General features: G+C 31.7%; 1 protein-coding gene. It reads left to right on the top strand.

Annotated features, from left to right (window positions below):
- Positions 1-1833, top strand: a 1833-nt coding sequence (lysS, locus tag HMPREF2852_RS08505; RefSeq protein ID WP_070607671.1) for a lysine--tRNA ligase, incomplete at both ends; no start/stop codon positions are given.

The raw sequence follows: 1833 nt of genomic DNA, 5'->3' as shown, positions 1-1833 counted from the left end.
AAAACCCTCACGCTATTGTAAATTTTAGAAATAGAAGTTTATCCAAAGATATAAAAGATAATTTTGAAGAATTTGAAGGAAAAATCGTAAGAGTTGCTGGAAGAATTATGGCAAGACGTGGCCATGGCAATATGAGCTTTATGGATGTTCAAGATTCTCTTGGACAAATCCAAGTTGTAAATCGTAAAAATATCATGGGAGATAATTTCAAAGAAACAAAAGGCTATGATATTGGAGATATAATTGGAATAGAAGGAAAAGTTTTCAAAACAAATCAAGGCGAAATTTCTATTGAAACAGAACACGCAGATCTTTTAACAAAATCTTTGCAAATTTTACCAGAAAAATGGCACGGACTAAAAGATACAGATATTAGATACAGACAAAGATATGTAGATTTAATTGTAAATCCAGAAGTAAAAGATGTTTTTGTACTTAGAAGTAAAATAATTTCTGAAATTAGAAAATTTTTAGAAAATAGAGGATTTTTGGAAGTTGAAACACCAATATTAAATACAATTGCAGGTGGAGCAAGTGCAAGACCATTTATAACCCACCACAACAGTTTGGATATTGGAATGTATTTAAGAATTGCATCAGAGCTTTATTTAAAAAGATTAATTGTTGGTGGATTCGATAAGGTTTATGAAATAGGCAGAATGTTTAGAAACGAAGGCATGGATGCAACTCATAATCCAGAATTTACAACAATGGAATTATATCAAGCCTATGGCGATTTTGAAGATATGATGGAAATTACAGAAACAATGGTAGAAGAAGTAGCAAACAAAGTAAAAGGAACTACCCTTGTAGAGTTTGATGGAAAAGAAATCGAATTAAAAACTCCTTGGAGAAGAATTTCTATGATTGATGCTGTAAAAGAATATTCTGGAGTGGATTTTAACGAAATTACAGAATATGAAGATGCAGTAAAAATTGCTAAAGAGAAAAATGTAGAAGTAAAATCAACAAGAGGCGAAATAATTGCAGAATTTTTTGATGAATTTGTTGAAGATAAATTAATTCAACCTACATTTGTAATTGATTATCCAGTAGAAATATCTCCACTTGCAAAAAGAAAAAATGATGATGAAAGCTTAACATATAGGTTTGAAGCTTTTGTAAACGGAGCAGAAATTGCAAATGCCTTCTCAGAATTAAACGATGCAGTTGATCAAAAACAAAGATTTTTAGATCAAGTTGCAAAAAGAGAAGCAGGCGATGACGAAGCACACATGATGGATTACGATTTTGTAAATGCTCTTGAAGTAGGAATGCCTCCAACAGGCGGACTTGGAATTGGAATTGACAGATTAATAATGATATTAACAGGTCAACGTTCAATAAGAGACGTATTACTTTTCCCAACAATGAAGCCAATAGGCTTAGAAAAGGCAGAAAATGGGGGTTTGTCAAAAGAAACTTACGAAACTTACGACAAACTTACGACAGAAGAAATTGACCTTTCAAAAGTGAAAGTTGAACCATTATTTGAAGATATGGTAGACTTTGAAACTTTCTCAAAATCTGATTTTAGAGTTGTAAAGGTTAAAAACTGCGAAGAAGTTCCTAAGTCAAAAAAACTTTTGAAATTTACATTAGATGATGGTTCTGAAAAAGAAAGAGTTATTTTATCTGGTATTAAGGAATATTACAGCGCAGAGAGCTTAATTGGAAAGACACTACTTGCAATTTGTAATCTTCCTCCTCGTAAGATGATGGGAATCGACTCAGAAGGTATGATTATATCTGCAATTTGTGAGTATGACGGTGAAGAAAAACTTAACTTAATAATGCTGGATGATAATATTCCAGCAGGATCAAAATTATATT

It is taken from the genome of Anaerococcus sp. HMSC065G05 (assembly GCF_001812365.1).
Lineage (GTDB): Bacteria > Bacillota > Clostridia > Tissierellales > Peptoniphilaceae > Anaerococcus > Anaerococcus vaginalis.
Note: the sequence above shows the minus strand (reverse complement) of the source record. Positions and strands in the feature narration are given on the sequence as shown.